General features: G+C 66.1%; 12 protein-coding genes. 8 read left to right on the forward strand and 4 right to left on the reverse strand.

From position 1 onward, the window contains the following. Window positions 1-18: 18 nt before the first annotated feature. Window positions 19-1,224 (reverse strand): acyltransferase family protein, encoded by a 1,206-nt coding sequence (locus tag N440_RS07175; protein ID WP_133934563.1) that lies wholly within the window; start codon window positions 1,222-1,224, stop codon window positions 19-21. A gap of 175 nt (window positions 1,225-1,399) precedes the next feature. On the opposite strand from N440_RS07175, the gene N440_RS07180 reads away from it, so the two are divergent. From N440_RS07180 to N440_RS07215, 8 genes are all read left to right on the forward strand, one after another. Then, window positions 1,400-2,260, forward strand: a complete 861-nt coding sequence (locus N440_RS07180) for a LytTR family DNA-binding domain-containing protein (RefSeq protein WP_133934564.1) — start codon at window positions 1,400-1,402, stop codon at window positions 2,258-2,260. 70 nt (window positions 2,261-2,330) lie between these two features. Next, a protein-coding gene (gene prfB / locus N440_RS07185; protein WP_099551678.1) for a peptide chain release factor 2 occupies window positions 2,331-3,456 on the forward strand; the annotation gives its coding sequence in 2 pieces (ribosomal slippage) (window positions 2,331-2,405 and window positions 2,407-3,456; 1,125 coding nt in all). A 152-nt stretch (window positions 3,457-3,608) separates the two neighbouring features. Then, complete coding sequence (locus N440_RS07190; protein ID WP_133934565.1) at window positions 3,609-4,391, forward strand: helix-turn-helix transcriptional regulator; 783 nt, start codon at window positions 3,609-3,611, stop codon at window positions 4,389-4,391. Window positions 4,392-5,202: 811 nt separating this feature from the next. Continuing rightward, complete coding sequence (locus tag N440_RS07195; RefSeq protein ID WP_133934566.1) at window positions 5,203-6,588, forward strand: NAD-dependent succinate-semialdehyde dehydrogenase; 1,386 nt, start codon at window positions 5,203-5,205, stop codon at window positions 6,586-6,588. Window positions 6,589-6,651: 63 nt separating this feature from the next. Then, window positions 6,652-8,292, forward strand: coding sequence for an acetolactate synthase large subunit (locus N440_RS07200; RefSeq protein ID WP_133934567.1), 1,641 nt, complete (start codon window positions 6,652-6,654; stop codon window positions 8,290-8,292). A 213-nt stretch (window positions 8,293-8,505) separates the two neighbouring features. Beyond that, entirely contained in the window at window positions 8,506-10,017 is a 1,512-nt protein-coding gene (gene lysS / locus N440_RS07205; protein WP_133934568.1) for a lysine--tRNA ligase, read from the forward strand. Between the two features lie 217 nt (window positions 10,018-10,234). After that, the gene (locus N440_RS07210) at window positions 10,235-11,374 is read left to right on the forward strand and encodes a two-component system response regulator (RefSeq protein ID WP_133934569.1); all 1,140 of its coding nucleotides are present in this window, start codon (window positions 10,235-10,237) and stop codon (window positions 11,372-11,374) included. A 1-nt stretch (window position 11,375) separates the two neighbouring features. Further along, window positions 11,376-14,099, forward strand: coding sequence for a response regulator (locus tag N440_RS07215; protein ID WP_133934570.1), 2,724 nt, complete (start codon window positions 11,376-11,378; stop codon window positions 14,097-14,099). A 12-nt stretch (window positions 14,100-14,111) separates the two neighbouring features. On the opposite strand, the gene N440_RS07220 is transcribed toward N440_RS07215, so the two are convergent. The 3 genes from N440_RS07220 to betA form a co-directional block, all read right to left on the reverse strand. Then, on the reverse strand, window positions 14,112-14,981 hold the full coding sequence (locus N440_RS07220) for a crotonase/enoyl-CoA hydratase family protein (RefSeq protein WP_133934571.1): 870 nt from the start codon (window positions 14,979-14,981) through the stop codon (window positions 14,112-14,114). A 199-nt stretch (window positions 14,982-15,180) separates the two neighbouring features. Continuing rightward, a complete protein-coding gene (locus tag N440_RS07225; protein ID WP_133934572.1) occupies window positions 15,181-16,857 on the reverse strand; it encodes a long-chain fatty acid--CoA ligase in 1,677 nt (558 codons plus the stop codon). 177 nt (window positions 16,858-17,034) lie between these two features. Beyond that, entirely contained in the window at window positions 17,035-18,714 is a 1,680-nt protein-coding gene (gene betA / locus N440_RS07230) for a choline dehydrogenase (RefSeq protein WP_133934573.1), read from the reverse strand. Window positions 18,715-18,768: the final 54 nt, after the last annotated feature.

An 18,768-nucleotide genomic window follows, 5' to 3' on the forward strand; every position in this document is an offset into this window, starting at 1 on the left:
CCGAGCAGGGGCTCGGCTCTATGAGGCCGCCGCCGCGTCGCGCACGGTCGGCAATGATCGTGGCGGGGCACGCAGGCCGAACAGCGGGCGCAGCCAGCGCGAGCGCCGGATCAGCAGCTCGTGGATCAGCAGGCAGCCGCCCACGGTACCGGCCAGCAGCAGGGCCGGTTCCATCCATGGCCCCAGCTGCAGCGGCTTTAGCCAGAACAGCAGGGCGATGATCAGGCTCTGGTGCAGCATGTACCAGGGGTAGATCGCCTCGGTGCAGTACGGCAACCAACGGAACGGGCGATCGAGGAAGACCTTGCCCCAGCCGAGGATGGTCAGCAGCGCGGTCCAGACGTACAGCGACTGGCTGGTCCGGACCTGCAGGTCCCAGAACGGCTCGGGCCATTGCCGCAGCGGGGAATCCGACGGCAGCACCTGGCCGAGGATGCGCAGGCCCATGTACCAGCTGATGGCTGCCAGCGCCAGCCACAGCGTGGTGCGGCGCAGGGTGACCACCCGTTCCCAGAATGTGGGCTCGCGGCCAAACAGGTAGCCGGCGAGGAACACCGTCGCGTACTTCGCGTGCTGGTACCAGTCGCCAAGCAGCGCATTGGTGGACGGGTAGATGGGCTCCAGCCAGATCACCCAGGCCAGCAGCAGCACGAACGGAATGCCGATCAGCAGCGTGGGCGACGCGGCAACGCGGGCCAGGGTCCTGCGCACCCCGGGCCTGCCCAGCACCGGCATCAGCAGCGCCAGCGCCAGGCTGTAGTTCCACAGATAGGCCAGGTACCACAGATGGTTCCAGGTGATGCCGTATTGCCAGCCGGCGAAGCTACCCTCCGGCCACGGCCGCACCTGCCAGTAGCGCAGCAGGAAATGGCCGAAGCCCGGCGCCACATGACCATTGGCCACGCCTTCGCAGTAGGGCTGGATCGGCACGATCACGAACATGCCGAACAGCAGCGGCAGCAGCAGCCGCCACGTGCGCAGGCCTGCAAAGCGCAGCAGCCTGCCTTCCGGCCGCATCAACGCAATGGCGATGCCCGAGATCAGGAACAGCAACGACATCCGCCAGCGGTTGACGAACACCATCGGCCACTGCAGCCATTCGGCGGTATGTACGCTCTTGAGGTGGAAGCCCCAGTCGTCCACGTAGGCCATGCCGGTGTGGTAGAGGATCAGCAGGGCGAAGGCGAATACCCGCAGGGCGTCGATGTCGTGGCGTCGGGTCATGGTCGTGGCGTGCCGAAAAGTCACTGCAACGTGACGCGGGCCACCTGCCGTGGCGACCGCCAAGGGCTGGCCGGAACCCATCCAGTGACCAATGGCGGGGGTGGTGGGACCAATGGAGCCGCTACGCTCGGCCCATTGAGGCAGGCTGGAGCACCGCGACGACATGGATGCAGCAATGACCCAGGGCCGCCCACCGCGCTGGCGTACCTCAACCCCACTGCTGGTATGGACGGCGATCCTGTCGGCCTCGGCGGTGACCAATGCCCTGGTGGAGGTGATGGATGCCGGCCGGCGCGGTGCCGACCTTGGCCTGTGGGAGCCGATGATCTGGGAATTCAGCAGCCTCAGCCTGCTCCTGTTGACCCTGCCGTTGGTGTGGTGGGGCTGCGAGCGCTGGCCGCTGCATGCCGATACCTGGAAGCGACGGTTGCCGCTGTACCTGCTGGCGAGCGTGGGCTGGTCGCTGCTGCATGTGGTGGGCATGATGCTGGTAAGGCATCTGGCTTATGCGTCGCTGGGCTACCGCTACCAGGACGATGCCGGCTGGCTGGAGCGTTTTGCGTACGAATACCTGAAGGATGTACGCACGTTTGCAATGTTCGTCGCACTGGAACACTTTGCCAGCTGGTTTGGCCGGCGCAGGCAGGGCGAGGCAAGCCTGCTGGCCGAGCCCGACGTGGGCCCCGCGGTGGAGCCGGTCGAACGCCCGCAGCATTTCCTGGTACGCAAGCTGGGCAAGGAGTTCCTGGTCGCCACCGGGGACGTGGAGTACGCACAGGCGGCCGGCAACTACGTGAACCTGCGGGTACGCGGCCATGACTATCCATTGCGGATCACCATGGCGGTGCTGGAGCAGCGGCTGGACCCGGGCCAGTTCCTGCGCCCGCACCGCAGCTGGCTGATCAACCGCGACCAGCTGCGCTCGATCGAGCCGCTGGACGGCGGCGAGGCCCTGCTGCACATGGCCGACGGGGCGAAAGTCCCCTGCAGCCGGCGCCAGCTGCCACTGTTGCGGCAGGCGCTGGGCGGGAGCTGAGCCCCTCATTCCGGGCATCCCCGGCCTGCGGTATCATTACCAGTCATCTTTTGAATGCATAACCGCCGACATGATCGAACTGAATCCTGTCCGCCAGCGCATCACCGATCTGACCGATCGCGTGCTGTCGCTTCGGGGGTATCTTTGACTACGACGCCAAGAAAGAGCGTCTTGAAGAAGTAACGCGGGAGCTGGAAAGCCCCGACGTCTGGAACAACGCCGAGTACGCCCAGAACCTGGGCCGCGAGCGTTCCAGCCTGGAAAAGACCGTGGGCGGCATCGCCTCGGTACTGGACGGCCTGACCGACGCGACCGAACTGCTGGAGCTGGCCGAGTCCGAGCAGGACGAAGACACCGCGCTGGCCGTGGTCGCCGACCTGGACAAGCACCAGGCGCACGTCGAGAAGCTGGAATTCCAGCGCATGTTCTCCGGCGAGATGGACAATGCGGCCGCATTCGTCGACATCCAGGCCGGTGCCGGTGGCACCGAAGCCCAGGACTGGGCCGAGATCCTGCTGCGCATGTACCTGCGCTGGTGCGAATCGCGCGGCTGGAAGACCGAGCTGATGGAAGTGTCCGGTGGCGACGTTGCCGGCATCAAGTCGGCCACGCTGCGCGTGGAAGGCGACTATGCCTACGGCTGGCTGAAGACCGAGACCGGCGTGCACCGGCTGGTGCGCAAGTCGCCGTTCGATTCGGACAACCGCCGCCACACCAGCTTCACCTCGGTGTTCGTGTCGCCGGAAATCGATGACAACATCGACATCACCATCAACCCGGCCGACCTGCGTACCGATGTATACCGTTCGTCTGGTGCCGGTGGCCAGCACGTCAACAAGACCGAGTCGGCGGTGCGTATCACCCACATCCCGACCAACATCGTGGTGGCCTGCCAGACCGGCCGCAGCCAGCACCAGAACCGCGACAACGCGATGAAGATGCTGGCCGCCAAGCTGTACGAGCTGGAAATCCAGAAGCGCAACGCCGAGAAGGACGCGGTGGAAGCCACCAAGTCCGACATCGGCTGGGGCAGCCAGATCCGCAACTACGTGCTTGACCAGAGCCGTATCAAGGACCTGCGCACCGGCATCGAGCGTTCGGACACGCAGAAGGTGCTCGACGGCGACCTGGACGAGTTCGTCGAGGCCAGCCTGAAGGCCGGCCTGGCCGTGGGTTCCAAGCGCGTCGATGCCTGATCGACGCGCCTGCGCGGATATCATCGCCCTCGTGCGCAACGCCGAGGGTGGTTGAACCGGCTTTCTGTAGAGCCGAGCCATGCTCGGCTGCTTTTCGCGAGCTAGCGGATGCGTCGAGCATGGCTCGACGCTACAAAGGGTAGGACGGGGCGATGATGCGCAGCGAAGCTGAACGCAAGGAACTGGGTGGCTTTCTCAAGGCCTGCCGCGCCCGTGTCGACCCCACCACGCTTGGCCTGCCGGCCGGGCGCCGGCGTACCCCGGGCCTGAAGCGCGAGGAAGTCGCGCTGGCGATCGGGGTCAGCGTCAGCTGGTACACCTGGATCGAACAGGGCCGCGAAGTGCGCGCCTCGCCCGAGGTGCTGGAGCGCCTGGCGCAGGTGCTGCGCATGAGCGACGACGAGCGCGCCTATGCGTTCGCGCTGTCCGGCTATGGCGTGCCATTGGAATCGCCGGACGAGAGCGTGACCGATGGCCTGCGCCAGCTGGTGGAGGCGATGCAGCCGATCCCGGCCTACGTGCGCAATACCCGTTTCGACATCCTGGCCTGGAACCCGGCCATCGCCGAACTGTTCGTCGACTACAGCCAGCTGGCGCCGCACGAGCGCAACACGTTGCGGCTGATGTTCCTATACCCGCCGTACCGCACGCTGATCCTCAACTGGGAAGAAATGACCCGCGGCCTGCTGGCAGGCTTCCGTGCGGCGATGGCGCAGGCACCGGACAAGGCGCCGTTCCTGGCACTGGTCGAGGACATTGCGGCGCACAGCGAGGAGTTTCGCCAATGGTGGCCGGAGCACGACGTGCGCCGGTTCGACGAGGGTGCGAAGAAGCTGAACCATCCCACGCGCGGGTTGCTGGACCTGCAGTACGTGGCGCTGGTGCCGGAGAGCCGGCATGACCTCTCGCTGGTGACCTACCTGCCGCGGAAGTAGGGGGTTGTTCGGCAGGGCTTGCAGCCCTGCACCTGCAGAGGCCGAAGCGACAGCAACAGCAACAGCAACAGCAACAGCAACAGCGGGTTATCCGTGGTTTGGCGGGGCGGTGTCGGAGTGCGGGGACGCCGTAAACCCGTCCTTGGGGGCTTGGCAGCCGCTTGCTCGTGTGCGCGTTCCTGCGCACACGGCAAGACCGGGGTTGGGCGTCCTGCCCAACCCGCCCGAGGCATGCCTCGGGCCCATGCGGCTGACACCCCGCACTCCGACACCGCCCCACCTCTGACAATTTCCCGCGGCTTTTGGTGGGTGTCGACCTTGGTCGACACATCTGTCAGATATCGATATTCATGATGTGATCCGACCCCGTGCCGACCAAGGTCGGCATCCACCAACAGCAGCAGGAAACCGTCGAAGGCGGGGTGGGTCCGGTTGCGGGAGTGTCCGCGGCATGGATGCCGCGGCCAAGCCCCCAAGGGTGAGGGCGCTTTGCTTGCGAAGCACTGCTTCGCAAGCGCCCGAACGCACAGCCGCCAGCGGCTGGGCCGGTCTGGGGGTTTACGGCGTCTCCCGCAACCGGACCCACCCCGCCATCCCACAGGAAACCAGCTTGTGCCGTTGCTTGGGCTGTTGCTTGGGCTGTTGCTGTTGCTTCGGCGGGTGCAGGGCGCAGCCCTGCCAAGAGACCCCATTCAGGCAGGTAAGTGCAGGTCACAGGATAAGCAGACGCCTTGTTGCTGCCATCGAACGGGTCCACATTCCTGTGCAGGAGACGGGCCACTGCCCGTCGTCGAGATACCAGGAGACCTGCATGTCCGCTGCCCCCAGCACTGCCATTTCCCGCGATCCGGCCACCGGCCAGCTCATCGCCAGCCATCCCTTCGCCACCGACGCCGAACTGGAGGCGATCCTCGACCGCGGCCAGGCCGGCTTTGCCGCCTGGAGCGCAACCAGCCTTGAACAGCGCGCCGGGGTTCTGCGCGCGATGGCTGCCGTACTGCGCCGTGACCGTGAGAAGCTGGCCGCGCTGGCCACCGCCGAGATGGGCAAGGTCCAGGCCGAATCACTGGCCGAGATCGAAAAGTGCGCCGTGCTGTGCGACTGGTACGCCGACCACGGCGCGCAGTTCCTGCGCGACGAGCCGACCCAGGTGCCGGATGACAAGGCCTACGTGTCCTACCTGCCGCTGGGCGTGGTGCTGGGCATCATGCCGTGGAACTTCCCGTACTGGCAGGTGATGCGTGCCGCGGTGCCGATCCTGATGGGCGGCAACGGCTTCCTGCTGAAGCCGGCAGAGAACATCGTGGGTACCGCGCAGCTGCTGGATGCCGCCTGGCGTGATGCCGGGCTGCCGGACGGCACCTTCATCGCCGCCAACATCAGCCGCGAGGGCACCAGCCGCGCGATTGCCGATGACCGTATCGCCGCGGTGACCCTGACCGGCAGCGTGGCGGCCGGTCGCAGCATCGCCGCCCAGGCCGGGCAGGCGCTGAAGAAGGTGGTGCTGGAGCTGGGTGGCTCCGATCCGTTCATCGTGCTGGCCGATGCCGATCTCGATGCCGCCGTTGATGCCGCAGTGGCCTCGCGCTTCCAGAACACCGGGCAGGTCTGCATCGCCGGCAAGCGCATCATCGTCGCAGACGCGGTCTACGACCGGTTCGTGGCGCAGTTCTGCCAGAAGGTGCAGGCGCTGACCATTGGCGATGGCCGCGACCCCGGCAACCGCATCGGCCCGATGGCGCGCCAGGACCTGCTTGAGCAGCTCGATGCGCAGGTGCGCGCTTCGGTGGAGGCCGGCGCGCAGCTGCTGGTCGGCGGCCACCAGTTGGATCGTCCGGGTGCGTTCTATGCGCCCACCGTGCTGGCCGGCGTGGCGCCGGGCATGCAGGCCTTCGATACCGAGACCTTCGGCCCGGTGGCCTCGATCAGCCGCGCGCGCGATGCCGACCATGCGGTGGAACTGGCCAACCAGAGCGAGTTCGGCCTCAGCGGCAACCTGTGGACCGGCGACCGCGCGCGGGCCATGCAGTTGGCGCGCCGGCTACAGACCGGCGGCGTGTTCGTCAACGGCTTCTCGGCGTCCGACCCGCGCGTGCCGATCGGTGGCGTGAAGAAGAGCGGCTTCGGCCGCGAGCTCTCGCACTTCGGCATCCGTGAATTCGTCAACGCGCAGACGGTGTGGTTCGACAAGCCTTGACGCGCGGCTCTCATCCTTCCTGCAACGATCCACCATCAGTCCAGCGAAAAGGACGGCATTCCAATGTCCAAGGGTTCAGACCTGCTCGTCGCCGCGCTTGAGAACGAAGGCGTCGAGCGTATTTTCGGTATCCCCGGCGAAGAAAACCTCGACGTGGTCGAGTCGCTCCGCCATTCCAGCATCGAGCTGGTCGTCACCCGCCATGAGCAGGCGGCGGTGTTCATGGCGGCCACCTATGGGCGCCTGACCGGCAAGCCCGGCGTGTGCCTGGCCACGCTTGGCCCGGGCGCGCTCAACTTCACCACCGGCGCGGCGTATGCGTTGCTGGGTGCGTGGCCGGTGATCATGATCACCGGCCAGAAGGGCATCGTCGCCAGCAAGCAGGCGCGCTTCCAGATCGTGGATATCGTCAGCACCATGAAACCGCTGACCAAGCAGGCGCGGCAGATCGTCTCGGCGCGCACCATCCCGACCATTGTCCGCGAGGCGTTCCGTGTGGCCCAGGAAGAGCGGCCGGGTCCGGTGCTGCTGGAACTGCCGGAAGACATCGCGGCCAACGAGGTCGAGAGCGTGGCATTGATTCCCCCGCAAGCGGTGGATCGTCCCATTGCCAGCCCGGAGGCCCTCGACCGTGCGGCGGAGATCATCCGCAGCGCCAAGCGTCCGCTGCTGATGATCGCTTCGGCGGCGTCGCGGCCACAGTCCAGCGAGGCGCTGTCGGCGTTCGTGCTGCGTGCCGGCATTCCGTTCTTCACCACGCAGATGGGCAAGGGTGCGGTGGCCGGTGGCTCGGGCCTGTACATGGGCACCGCGGCGCTGACCGAGCGCGATTACGTGCACATGGCGATCGACCAGGCCGACGTGATCGTCACCATCGGCCACGAGGTCACCGAAAAGCCGCCGTTCGTGATGCGCCCGGGCGGCCCGACCGTGATCCATATCGGCTACTCGCAGGCGGCGGTGGAACAGGTGTACTTCCCGCAGGTGGAGGTGATCGGTGACATCGGCCGTGCGCTGACCCAGCTGGCCGATCGCATCGAGGGTGCGGTGCCGAACGCCGATGCGCTGCTGCCGCTGCGCGCGACCATCCTGGAGCATCTGGCCGATCGTGCCGAGGAGGAAGCGTTCACTCCGCAGCGGCTGGTGCATGACGTGCGCCAGGTGATGCCACCGGACGGCATCGTGGCGCTGGACAACGGCATGTACAAGATCTGGTTCGCGCGCAACTACCGCACCCAGGTGGCCAATACGCTGCTGCTGGACAACGCGCTGGCGACGATGGGCGCGGGCCTGCCGTCGGCGATCATGGCCTCGATCCTGTACCCGCAGCGGCGGGTACTGGCGGTGTGCGGCGATGGTGGCTTCATGATGAACAGCCAGGAGCTGGAAACGGCGCGCCGGCTGGGCCTGAACCTGGTGGTGCTGATCCTCAACGACGGCGCCTACGGGATGATCCGCTGGAAGCAGGCAGTGGATGGCTTCACCGACTACGGCATGACCTTCGGCAACCCGGATTTCGTCAAATACGCCGAGGCCTATGGCTGCAGGGGCCATGAGGTGACTGCCATCGAGCAGTTCATCCCGACCCTGGAAGCGGCGTTCAACGAGGGTGGGGTGCACCTGGTGTCGGTGCCGATCGACTATTCGGAGAACGAGCGGGTGCTGGTGGACGAACTGCGGCAGGCGTTCCCCGGCACCCGCTGACGCCAGCGCCGCGCGGCCCGGTAGGTGTCGACCTTGGTCGACACACGAAGCGCCAACCAAGGTTGGCGACTACCGGGGCTTGTCGGCGCGAACCAGGGTTGGCGGCTACCGGGCGGGGCCGCCAGGGGCCGGGGGCAGGGCGGTTTTGGTATGCTGTGGAACCGGCTGTGCCGGGCGCAGCATCCCCCCTCACTACACGATTCCCGCAGATCCATGAGCGAAGCTACCGATACCCCCCCCGTCGACGAAAACAAGTTGATCGCCGAGCGCCGTGAGAAACTCAAAGCGCTGCGTGGGCAGGGCATCGCGTACCCGAACGACTTCCGTCGCGAGGACTTCGCTGGCCGACTGCAGGAAGAATTCGCCGATGCCGAACAGTGGACCGCCGAGGCCCTTGAAGGCAACGGCCGCCAGGTGAAGATGGCCGGCCGCCTGATGGCCAAGCGCATCATGGGCAAGGCCAGCTTTGCGCAGATCCAGGACGAGTCCGGCCGCATCCAGCTGTTCCTGCAGGGCACGGTCCTCGGTGATGCCTACACCGCCTTCAAGGGCTGGGACGTGGGTGACATCATCGCCGTCGAAGGCGGCCTGACCCGTACCAAGACCGGCGAGCTGTCGGTCAAGGCCGAATCGATCCGCCTGCTGACCAAGTCGCTGCGCCCGCTGCCGGACAAGTGGCATGGCCTGGCCGACGTCGAGCAGCGTTATCGCCAGCGCTACGTCGACCTGATCGTGACCCCGGAATCGCGCGCGGTCTTCATCAAGCGCTCGAAGATCATCCGCGCCATGCGCGCCTGGCTCGACAACCGCGACTTCCTGGAAGTCGAGACGCCGATGATGCATTACATCCCCGGCGGCGCAGCGGCCAAGCCGTTCACCACCCACCACAACGCGCTGGACCTGGACCTGTACCTGCGCGTGGCGCCGGAGCTGTACCTCAAGCGCCTGACCGTCGGTGGCCTGGAGCGCGTGTACGAGATCAACCGCAACTTCCGCAACGAAGGTGTCAGCACCCGGCACAACCCGGAGTTCACCATGATGGAACTGTACGAGGCCTATGCCACGTACAACGAGATCATGGACCTGACCGAAGGCGTGATCCGTGACGTGGCCACGACCGTCAACGGTGGCACCGAGGTCGAGTGGGACGGCGCGAAGATCGACCTGGGCCCGGCGTTCCGCCGCTGGCGCATGGACGAGGCGGTGCGCCACCACAATCCGGAAATCTCGGCGGCCGACTGCACCGACCGCGAGGCGCTGCTGCGCCATTGCGAGCGCCTGAAGATCAAGGTCAAGCCGTCCTATGGCTGGGGCAAGCTGCTGCTGGAGATCTTCGAAGCCACCGTCGAGCACACCCTGATCCAGCCGACCTTCATCACCGATCATCCGGTGGAGGTCTCGCCGCTGGCCCGCGCCAACGACAACGATCCGGGCTACACAGACCGCTTCGAGCTGTTCGTCAACGGCAAGGAGCTGGCCAACGGCTTCTCCGAATTGAACGATCCGGAAGACCAGGCCCAGCGCTTCCAGGCCCAGGTGGCCGCGAAGGAGGGTGGCGACGACGAGGCGATGCATTACGACGCCGACTACATCCGTGCGCTGGAGTACGGCATGGCCCCGACCGGCGGCCTCGGCATCGGTGTCGATCGCCTGGTGATGCTGCTGACCGGCAGCAGCTCGATTCGTGACGTGCTGCTGTTCCCGTACATGCGTCCGGAGCAGTAACCGGAGCAGCAGGTCACTTTTCTGACTCCTGATTGTGCGCGCCGTCGCGAAACGAGACGGCGCGATTGACGCGTCCCGCACTCGGCGTATCGTTAATGCACTACCTTGACGCCTGTTATGGCTTGATCGGCGCCAGGGGGATGGTGCATTGTGAAGCGTCCGCTTCACAATGTGATGACGATCATGAACCGGGACGTATGACACGGGAGTCAGGCCGATGCAGGGTGCGAGCGTTCGCAGCGGCAGAGTATCCTCGCCTGCTGATGATCCAGCATGGTCGAGAAGCCAGGCAGAGTACGCGTTGAACATCGTCATTGTTGACGACCAGACGTCCGCGCGGACGATGCTGCGTCATGTCATCGAGGACATCGCGCCGGAACTGAGCGTGTATGACTTCGGTGACCCGCTGACCGCATTGGCCTGGTGCGAGGCGCATCCGGTCGACCTGCTGCTGCTCGATTACCGCATGCCGGAGATGGACGGGCTGGAGTTCGCCCGTCGTTTCCGTCGCCTGCCCAAGCACCGCGACATTCCGGTCATCCTGATCACCGTGGTCGGCGACGAGCCGATCCGGCAGGCGGCGCTGGAAGCGGGTGTCATCGATTTCCTGGTCAAGCCGATCCGACCGCGCGAACTGCGCGCGCGCTGCTACAACCTGCTGCAGCTGCGCCAGCAGACCGAGAACGTGAAACAGCGTGCGTTGTCGCTGGAACAGCGGCTGCTGGCCAGCATGCACGAGGTCGAGGAACGCGAACGCGAAACCCTGTCGCGATTGGCTCGTGCGATCGAGTTCCGTGATGCCGGCACCAGTGCCTATCTGGAGCGCATGGCACGGGTGGCCGGGTTGATCGCAGAGCAGCTCGGCCTGCCCGAGGATGACGTCAAGCTGATCGAGATGGCGGCACCGCTGCATGACATGGGCAAGATCGCCATTCCCGATGCCGTGCTGCTCAAGCAGGGCAAGCTCAACGACGAAGAGCTGGCGATCATGCGCCGGCACCCGGGGATCGGCCATGAGCTGCTCAGCGGCAGCCAGAACCGCTTCATCCAGGTCGGTGCGTTGATCGCGCTGCGTCATCACGAGCGCTATGACGGCAGCGGTTACCCGGATGGCCTGGTGGGCGAGGCCATTCCGCTGGAGGCGCGGATCGTGGCCGTGGCCGACGTGTTCGATGCGCTGATTTCGCCCCGTCCGTACAAGGAAGCATGGACCATGGAAGCCACACTGGCTTATCTGTACGCCCAGCGTGGCCGGTTGTTCGACCCGCGCTGCGTGGATGCGCTGATGCGCGGCCACCCGCAGCTGATGGATATCTGCGCCCAGCACTCGACGGCATCGACGCGACCGGGTGGGTGACATGCAGGACCTGTTCGCACGCGTGAAGCGCCGGCTGGCGCAGCGTCCGGATTCGGAGCATGGCCAGGCGATCGTGCGGATCGTGCTGATCTCGCTGATCCTGGTCTATGTGCTGTTGTCGGGCGCCCGGCTGCATCGGCTGGAGCAGTATCAGGGCGTATTGGCGACCATAGTGACCGGGCTCGGCCTGTCGCTGCTGCTGTTCGCGTGGCTGCTGTGGAAGCCGGGTCGCTCGGACCCGCGACGGGTGGCCGGGATGCTGGCCGACTACGGGTTGATCGCCGTCGGCATGATCCAGATGGGCGAGCCATTGGCCTGGGTCTATGCCGTGGTGATGTGGGTGACGGTCGGCAATGGGTTGCGTTTCGGCCCCCGCTATCTGCTGGCCGCCATCGTATTGGCAATGGCCAGTTTCGGTGCCACCGTACTGATGACCCCTTACTGGCGGGCCAATCCAGGCCTGGCCCTTTCCCTGTGGCTGGGCCTGCTGGCGGTTCCGTTGTGCTGTTCTTCCCTGCTGCGCCGAAGGATGCGACATCCGACCATGGATACGACCCCCGCCGTCGCTGCCGGCTCGCGTTCGCTGCTGGCCCGCTTCAGGCAGCGCCTGTCCGGGCGAGAAGACAGCGAGCACGCACAGAACCTGATCCGCATCGTCATCACCGCGCTGTTCATCAGCTACCTGGGCTGGCGCTCACTCAGTGGTGGCGGTGAAGCACTGACGGCCACCTGGCTGATCCTGGCCTTCGAACTGACCATTTCCGCCGGCCTGCTGGCGGCGATCCTGGTGCATCCGGGCGTGTCGCATGTGCGCCGGGTGATCGGCATGCTGACCGACTACACCTGCATGGCCTGGATCATGACCATCCAGGGCGAGCCGGCGGCACCGTTGTACGCGGTGATGCTGTGGGTGACGATCGGCAACGGCATGCGCTACGGCAGCACCTATCTGCGCGTGGCCACCGCGATGGGCTGCCTGGCCTTCCTGTGCACGGTGATGCTGTCGCCGTACTGGCGGGGCCACGACTATCTGGGCTGGGGCCTGCTGCTGGGCCTGGGCGCGATCCCGCTGTACTTCGACTCGCTGCTGCACGCCCTGACCCGCGCCGTGGCCGAAGCACGCCAGGCCAACGAGGCCAAGAGCCGTTTCCTGGCCAACATGAGCCACGAGTTCCGCACACCGCTGAACGGCCTGGCCGGCATGACCGAAGTGCTGGCCACCACCCGCCTGGACGATGAGCAGCGCGAATGCCTGAACACCATCCAGGCCTCGACCCGCAGTCTGCTGGCGCTGGTGGAGGAGGTGCTGGACATCTCCGCGATCGAGGCGGGCAAGGTGCGGGTGGAGTGGCACGAGTTCGCGCTGGCCGATGTGCTGCAGGCGATCAACCTGATCCTGACCCCGCAGACCCGCTCGAAATCGCTGGACTACCGCGTCCAGGTGGACGAGAACGTGCCGCCGCGCCTGCTGGGCGATGCCGGCCATCTGCAACAGATCCTGCTGAACCTGATGGGTAACGCGGTCAAGTTCACCGACAGCGGCTACGTGCAACTGCACGTGTCCAGCCCTGATGCACTGGGCAGCGAGCGGGTACGCCTGCGCTTCGAGATCGTCGATACCGGCATCGGTGTGCCGGTGGCCCTGCGCGGCCGCCTGTTCAATGCATTCGAGCAGGGCGATGTCGGCCTGGCCCGGCGCCACGAGGGCACCGGCCTGGGTACGGCCATTGCCAAGGGCCTGGTGGAGTCGATGGGCGGCCAGGTCGGTTACGCCCCGAACAACCCGCGCGGCAGCGTGTTCTGGGTCGAAATCACGCTGGACGTTGCAGACCCCGTGGCGGCGCCGGTGGCGGCGTCCGAGGTGGCCGAAGCCGGCAACGTCATTGCGTTCTCCAATCCGTTCCTGCGCCATCGTGCACGGGTGCGCAGCCTGCGGGTGCTGGTGGCCGATGACCATGAAGCCAACCGGATGGTGCTGCAGCGCCTGCTGGAGAAGGCCGGCCACAAGGTCACCTGTGTCAATGGTGGCGCCGAAGTGCTCGACGCGCTTGAGCAGGCCAGTTACGACGCAGCGATCGTCGACCTGCACATGCCCGGCATGAGCGGCCTGGACCTGCTAAAGCAGCTGCGGGTGATGCAGGCCAGTGGCATGCCCTATGTGCCGGTGATGGTGCTCAGTGCCGATGTCACCCCCGAGTCGATCCTGCGCTGCGAACAGGCGGGCGCGCGCGCGTTCCTGGCCAAGCCGGTGGTCGCCACCCGGTTGCTGGAAGTACTGGCCGACGTTGCGGCCAATACCCGTGCCGAAACCGGCATCCAGTCGGTGCCCGCGTTACCGGTCGGCGATGGCGTGCTCGACACCGCCGTGCTGGACGAGCTGGCTGCGCTGGGCATGGGCGATGGCTTCGAGCGCAAGTTCATCGACCAGTGCCTGGCGGATGTCGACGCCAGCATGGGCCAGCTGCAGGCCTGCGGTGAGCGCCAGGCTTGGGAAGACTTCCGCGAGCATGCCCACGCCTTGCGCGGTGTGGCGAGCAACCTGGGACTGGTCCAGGTTGCCGCCTCCAGTGGCGAGATCATGCGCATGGCGGACTGGCAGCTGATGGGCGAGTGGACCACCCGGCTCGGCAACCTGACGGCCGCCCTGCGCAACGGCAGGAATGCGCTGGCTGCGCGTAGTGCAGGGGCACCGCACCGCGACGACAGTGAGCGCAGCCCGTCCTGAACCCCCGGGCTGTCAGGCCGGGTCGCCATTGCGCCGGGCCTGCGCCCGCACCAGCCGATCCATCGTACGCAGGGACTTCTCGCCGAGCTGCATGGCGGTGTCGACCCAGATCTCGGTGATCCGCATCATTTCGTGCAGCGGCACCATGGTGGCGATCTCATTGACTTCGCGCATCGCCGCCCAGGCGTGCGGAATCCGCTTGCTGTCCTTGATCACCTGTTCCACTGCGGCCACGCCTTCGCCGACCGGGACCACGATGTCCACCAGGCCCATCTCCTTGAGCTGGCGGGCCGTGTAGAGATTGCCCTCCAGCATGATCTTCTCGGCCAGGCGCGGGCTGATCCGCTGGCACAGGAAGGAGTAGGCGCCCATGCCGGGGAACAGGTCGAACAGCACCTCCGGCAGGCCCATCAATACGCCTTCCTCGGCAACGATGGTGTGGCAGCTCAGCGCCGCTTCGAAGCCGCCACCGAGTGCATTGCCCTGGACCAGCGCGATGCTGTGGGCGCGGGCGCCGAGACCAGCATGGAAGGCATGCACGCCGCGCACGCAGCGCTGCGCGTAGTCAAGCAGGCGGGCGCGATCCCCTTCGCGGATCAGGCGGCAGAACAGTTCGAGATCGCCGCCCAGGTTGAACACGTCGCTGTCCGAGGCCAGAACGACATGGGGTGACAGAGCATGCGAAGCACTGAGGCGATCGCCCAGGTCGCGCTGGTAGTCGACGATGTCATCGACCAGGCGTGACGCAAAGCATGGCCGGCCCGGCTGGTTGACCAGGTTGGCGTGCATGTGGATCCAGTAGACATCCCGCTCCGTCTCTTCGGTGATGCGCAGGGTAGGGTGCTGGGCGGTGCGGGTGATGATGGGGCGTACTGCAGACATGGGAGTTCTCCGTGTGACCGTCCGGCCAACCGCAGAGCGGACGGAGAAGAGTGAGGGGGCGAGCTGAACGTGCGGCGGCGACTGATTCTATGCACCTGTCGTGAACCGCCCGCAAGCGCTGGGCCGGCCATGTTCCGGCAATGAAAAGGCCCCGCCGTCGCCGGCGGGGCCCCTGTTCTGCCTGCTTGCCCGCAAACCCTTACTGGGCGGGCGTATCACGCAGCTCGCGACGGAGAATCTTGCCGACGTTGGTCTTCGGCAGCTCTTTTCGGAATTCTACGATTCTGGGGTGCTTGTAACCGGTCAGGTTTGCCCGCGCGTGCTCCTTGACCATTTCGGCGGTCAGGTTCGGGTCCTTCTTCACGATCACGACCTTCACCACTTCGCCGGATTTCTCGTCCGGAACGCCGACTGCGGCCACTTCCAGCACACCCGGCATCATCGCGATGACGTCCTCGACCTCGTTCGGGTACACGTTGAAGCCGGACACCAGGATCATGTCCTTCTTGCGATCGACGATGTAGAAGAAGCCGTGCTCGTCCATCTTCGCCATGTCGCCGGTATGCAGCCAGCCGTCGGCGTCGATGGCCTTTTCGGTTTCATCCGGGCGCTGCCAGTAACCCTTCATCACCTGCGGGCCCTTGATGCACAGCTCACCGACGTCGCCCAGCGGCAGGATGTTGCCATTGTCGTCCTTGATGCAGGCATCGGTGGACGGAATCGGCAGGCCGATCGAGCCGTTGTACTCGGGCAGGGTGAGCGGGTTGATGCAGGCCGCCGGCGAGGTTTCGGTCAGGCCGTAGGCCTCGACCAGGGTGACGCCGGTGGTCTTCTTCCAGCGCTCGGCCACCGCGCGCTGCACCGCCATGCCGCCGCCCAGGGTGAACTTGACCGAAGAGAAATCGATCTCGTCGAAGCCGGGGGTATTGAGCAGGCCGTTGAACAGCGTGTTGACGCCGGTGATGGCGGTGAAGCGGGTGCCCTTCAGCTCCTTGACGAAGCCCTTCATGTCGCGCGGGTTGGTGATCAGGTGGTTGCAGCCACCGAACTTCATGAAGACCAGACCGTTCGCGGTCAGCGCGAAGATGTGGTACAGCGGCAGGGCGGTGATGATGACTTCCTTGCCCGGCTCGATGCCCGAGGTGGACAGCCACGCCGACGCCTGCTGCATGTTGGCGATCAGGTTGCGGTTGGTCAGCATCGCGCCCTTGGCCACGCCGGTGGTGCCGCCGGTGTACTGCAGGAAGGCGATGTCGTCGTGGTCGATCTCGATCTTCGGAAGCGTGTGGCGGCTGCCCAGCTTGAGCGCCTGCTTGAAGCGGACCGCGCCCTTGACGTGGTAGTTGGGCACCATCTTCTTGATGTACTTCAGCACGAAGTTGACGATCGCACCCTTGGCGCCGAGCAGGTCGCCCAGGCCGGTGGTGATCACGTGCTTGACCGGCGTGTCGGCGATGACCTGCTGGACGGTGTCGCCGAAGTTGTCGACCACCACCAGCGCGCTGACGCCGGCGTCGACCAGCTGGTGCTTGAGTTCGCGCGCGGTGTAGAGCGGGTTGACATTGACCACGGTGAGGCCGGCGCGCAGCACGCCGAAGGTGGCCACCGGGTACTGCAGGCAGTTGGGCATCATCAGGGCGACGCGGTCACCCTTCTTGAGCTTGAGCTCGCCCAGCAGGTAGGCGGCGAACTGGGTGACCAGCGCATCGGTCTCACCATAGGTGATGACCTTGCCGAAGCTGGAGTAGGCGGGACGGTCGCGGAATTTCGCGACGGAGGCGTCGAAGACCGAGGCGACCGAATGGAACTCGTTGACGTCGATTTCGGCGGGAACGCCTTTCGGATAGCTCTGCAGCCAGGGACGATCCAGACTCATATTCCCCCTCCAGGAATCGTGGTGTATTAGGTTCCGGCCTGAGCGTATCGACAATGGCCGGTCATTGCAGCATACCCCGCCGTAGGGAAAACGCGAAGAGGCCCCGTAGGGCCTCGTTGTTCGGACGGATGCCGGCCAGCGGCCGGCACTACCTCTGGCCCGGACCGGTCGCCTGACTCAGCCCTTGCGCACCGGTGCACCATTGGCCTTGTAGTACGGCGCGGTGCTGCGGGCGAGTGGGGTGCGGCCGCGGATCACGTCGGCCAGCTTCTCGGCCATCATGATGGTCGGCGCGTTGAGGTTGCCGGTCACCACCTGCGGCATGATCGAGGCATCGACGATGCGCAGGCCTTCCAGGCCATGCACGCGGCCCTGGCCATCGACCACCGCCATCGGATCATCGGCGTGGCCCATCTTGTTCGAGCAGGACGGGTGGTAGGCGGTTTCGGCGTGCTCGCGCACGAACGCATCGATCTGCGCGTCGGTCTGCAGCGCGCTGCCCGGCGAAATCTCGCGGCCGCTGTACGGTGCCAGCGCCGGCTGCGCGAAGATCTCGCGGGTGATGCGGATCGCCGCGCGGAACTCGCGCCAGTCCTGGTCATGCGACATGTAGTTGAACAGGATGCTGGGATGTTCGCGCGGGTCCTTGGAGCGCACGTGGATGCGGCCGCGGCTGGGCGAGCGCATCGAGCCGACGTGCATCTGGAAGCTGTGCGCCTTGATCGGGTTGGAGCCGTTGTAATTGATCGCCACTGGCAGGAAGTGGTACTGCAGGTTCGGCCAGTCGAATTCGGCGTCGCTGCGGATGAAGCCGCCGGCCTCGAACTGGTTGCTGGCGCCGATGCCGGTGCCCAGGAACAGCCACTCGGCGCCGATCGCAGGCTGGTTGTACAGCTTCAGTGCCGGGGCCAGCGACACCGGCTTCTTGCACTCGTACTGCAGGTACATCTCAAGATGGTCCTGCAGGTTGGCACCGACGCCCGGCAGGTGGTGCACCAGGTCGATGTCCAGGCTGCGCAGCAGGTCGGCCGGGCCGACGCCCGAACGCTGCAGGATCTGCGGCGAGGCGATGGCGCCGCCGCACAGCAGTACTTCGCGGCGCGCGGTGGCGCGCTGCGGCTGGTCGTTGTGCAGCCACTGCACGCCCACCGCACGCTTGCCCGAGAACAGGATGCGGTCGGTCAGCGCGTGGGTGACGATGGTCAGGTTCGGGCGCGGCTTGGCCAGGTCCAGGTAGCCGCGGGCGGTGCTGGAACGGCGGCCCTTCGGGGTCACCGTGCGGTCCATCGGGCCGAAGCCTTCCTGCTGGTAGCCGTTGAGGTCGTCGGTGCGCGGGTAGCCGGCCTGCACGCCGGCCTCGACCATCGCCGCGAACAGTTCGTTGTTGCCGGCCTTCGGCGTGGTCACGCGCAGCGGGCCGTCGCCACCGTGGTAGTCATTGGCGCCGATGTCGCGGGTTTCCGCCTTGCGGAAGTACGGCAGGCAGTCCAGGTAGGTCCAGTCTTCCAGGCCCGGCATGCTGGCCCAGTTGTCGTAGTCCATCGCGTTGCCGCGGATGTAGCACATGCCGTTGATCAGCGACGAGCCACCCAGGCCCTTGCCGCGGCCGCAGTCCATGCGGCGGTTGTTCATGAAGGGCTCGGGATCGGTCTTGTACGCCCAGTTGTAGCGCTTGCCCTGCAGCGGGAAGGCCAGCGCGGCCGGCATCTGGGTACGGAAGTCGAGCCGGTAGTCCGGGCCACCGGCTTCCAGCAGCAGCACGCTCACATCGGCATCTTCGGTGAGGCGGGTGGCCAGCACGTTGCCGGCCGAACCGGCGCCGATGATGATGTAGTCGTACTCGTTATGGGTGCTCATGGGTGTCTCCTGCAGGCCGGGGCGCGCTGCATGCAGGCGTCCCGGCGGAATGTC

The sequence above is a fragment of the Stenotrophomonas sp. CC22-02 genome (assembly GCF_004365115.1).
In the GTDB taxonomy this organism is placed as follows: Bacteria; Pseudomonadota; Gammaproteobacteria; order Xanthomonadales; family Xanthomonadaceae; genus Stenotrophomonas; species Stenotrophomonas forensis.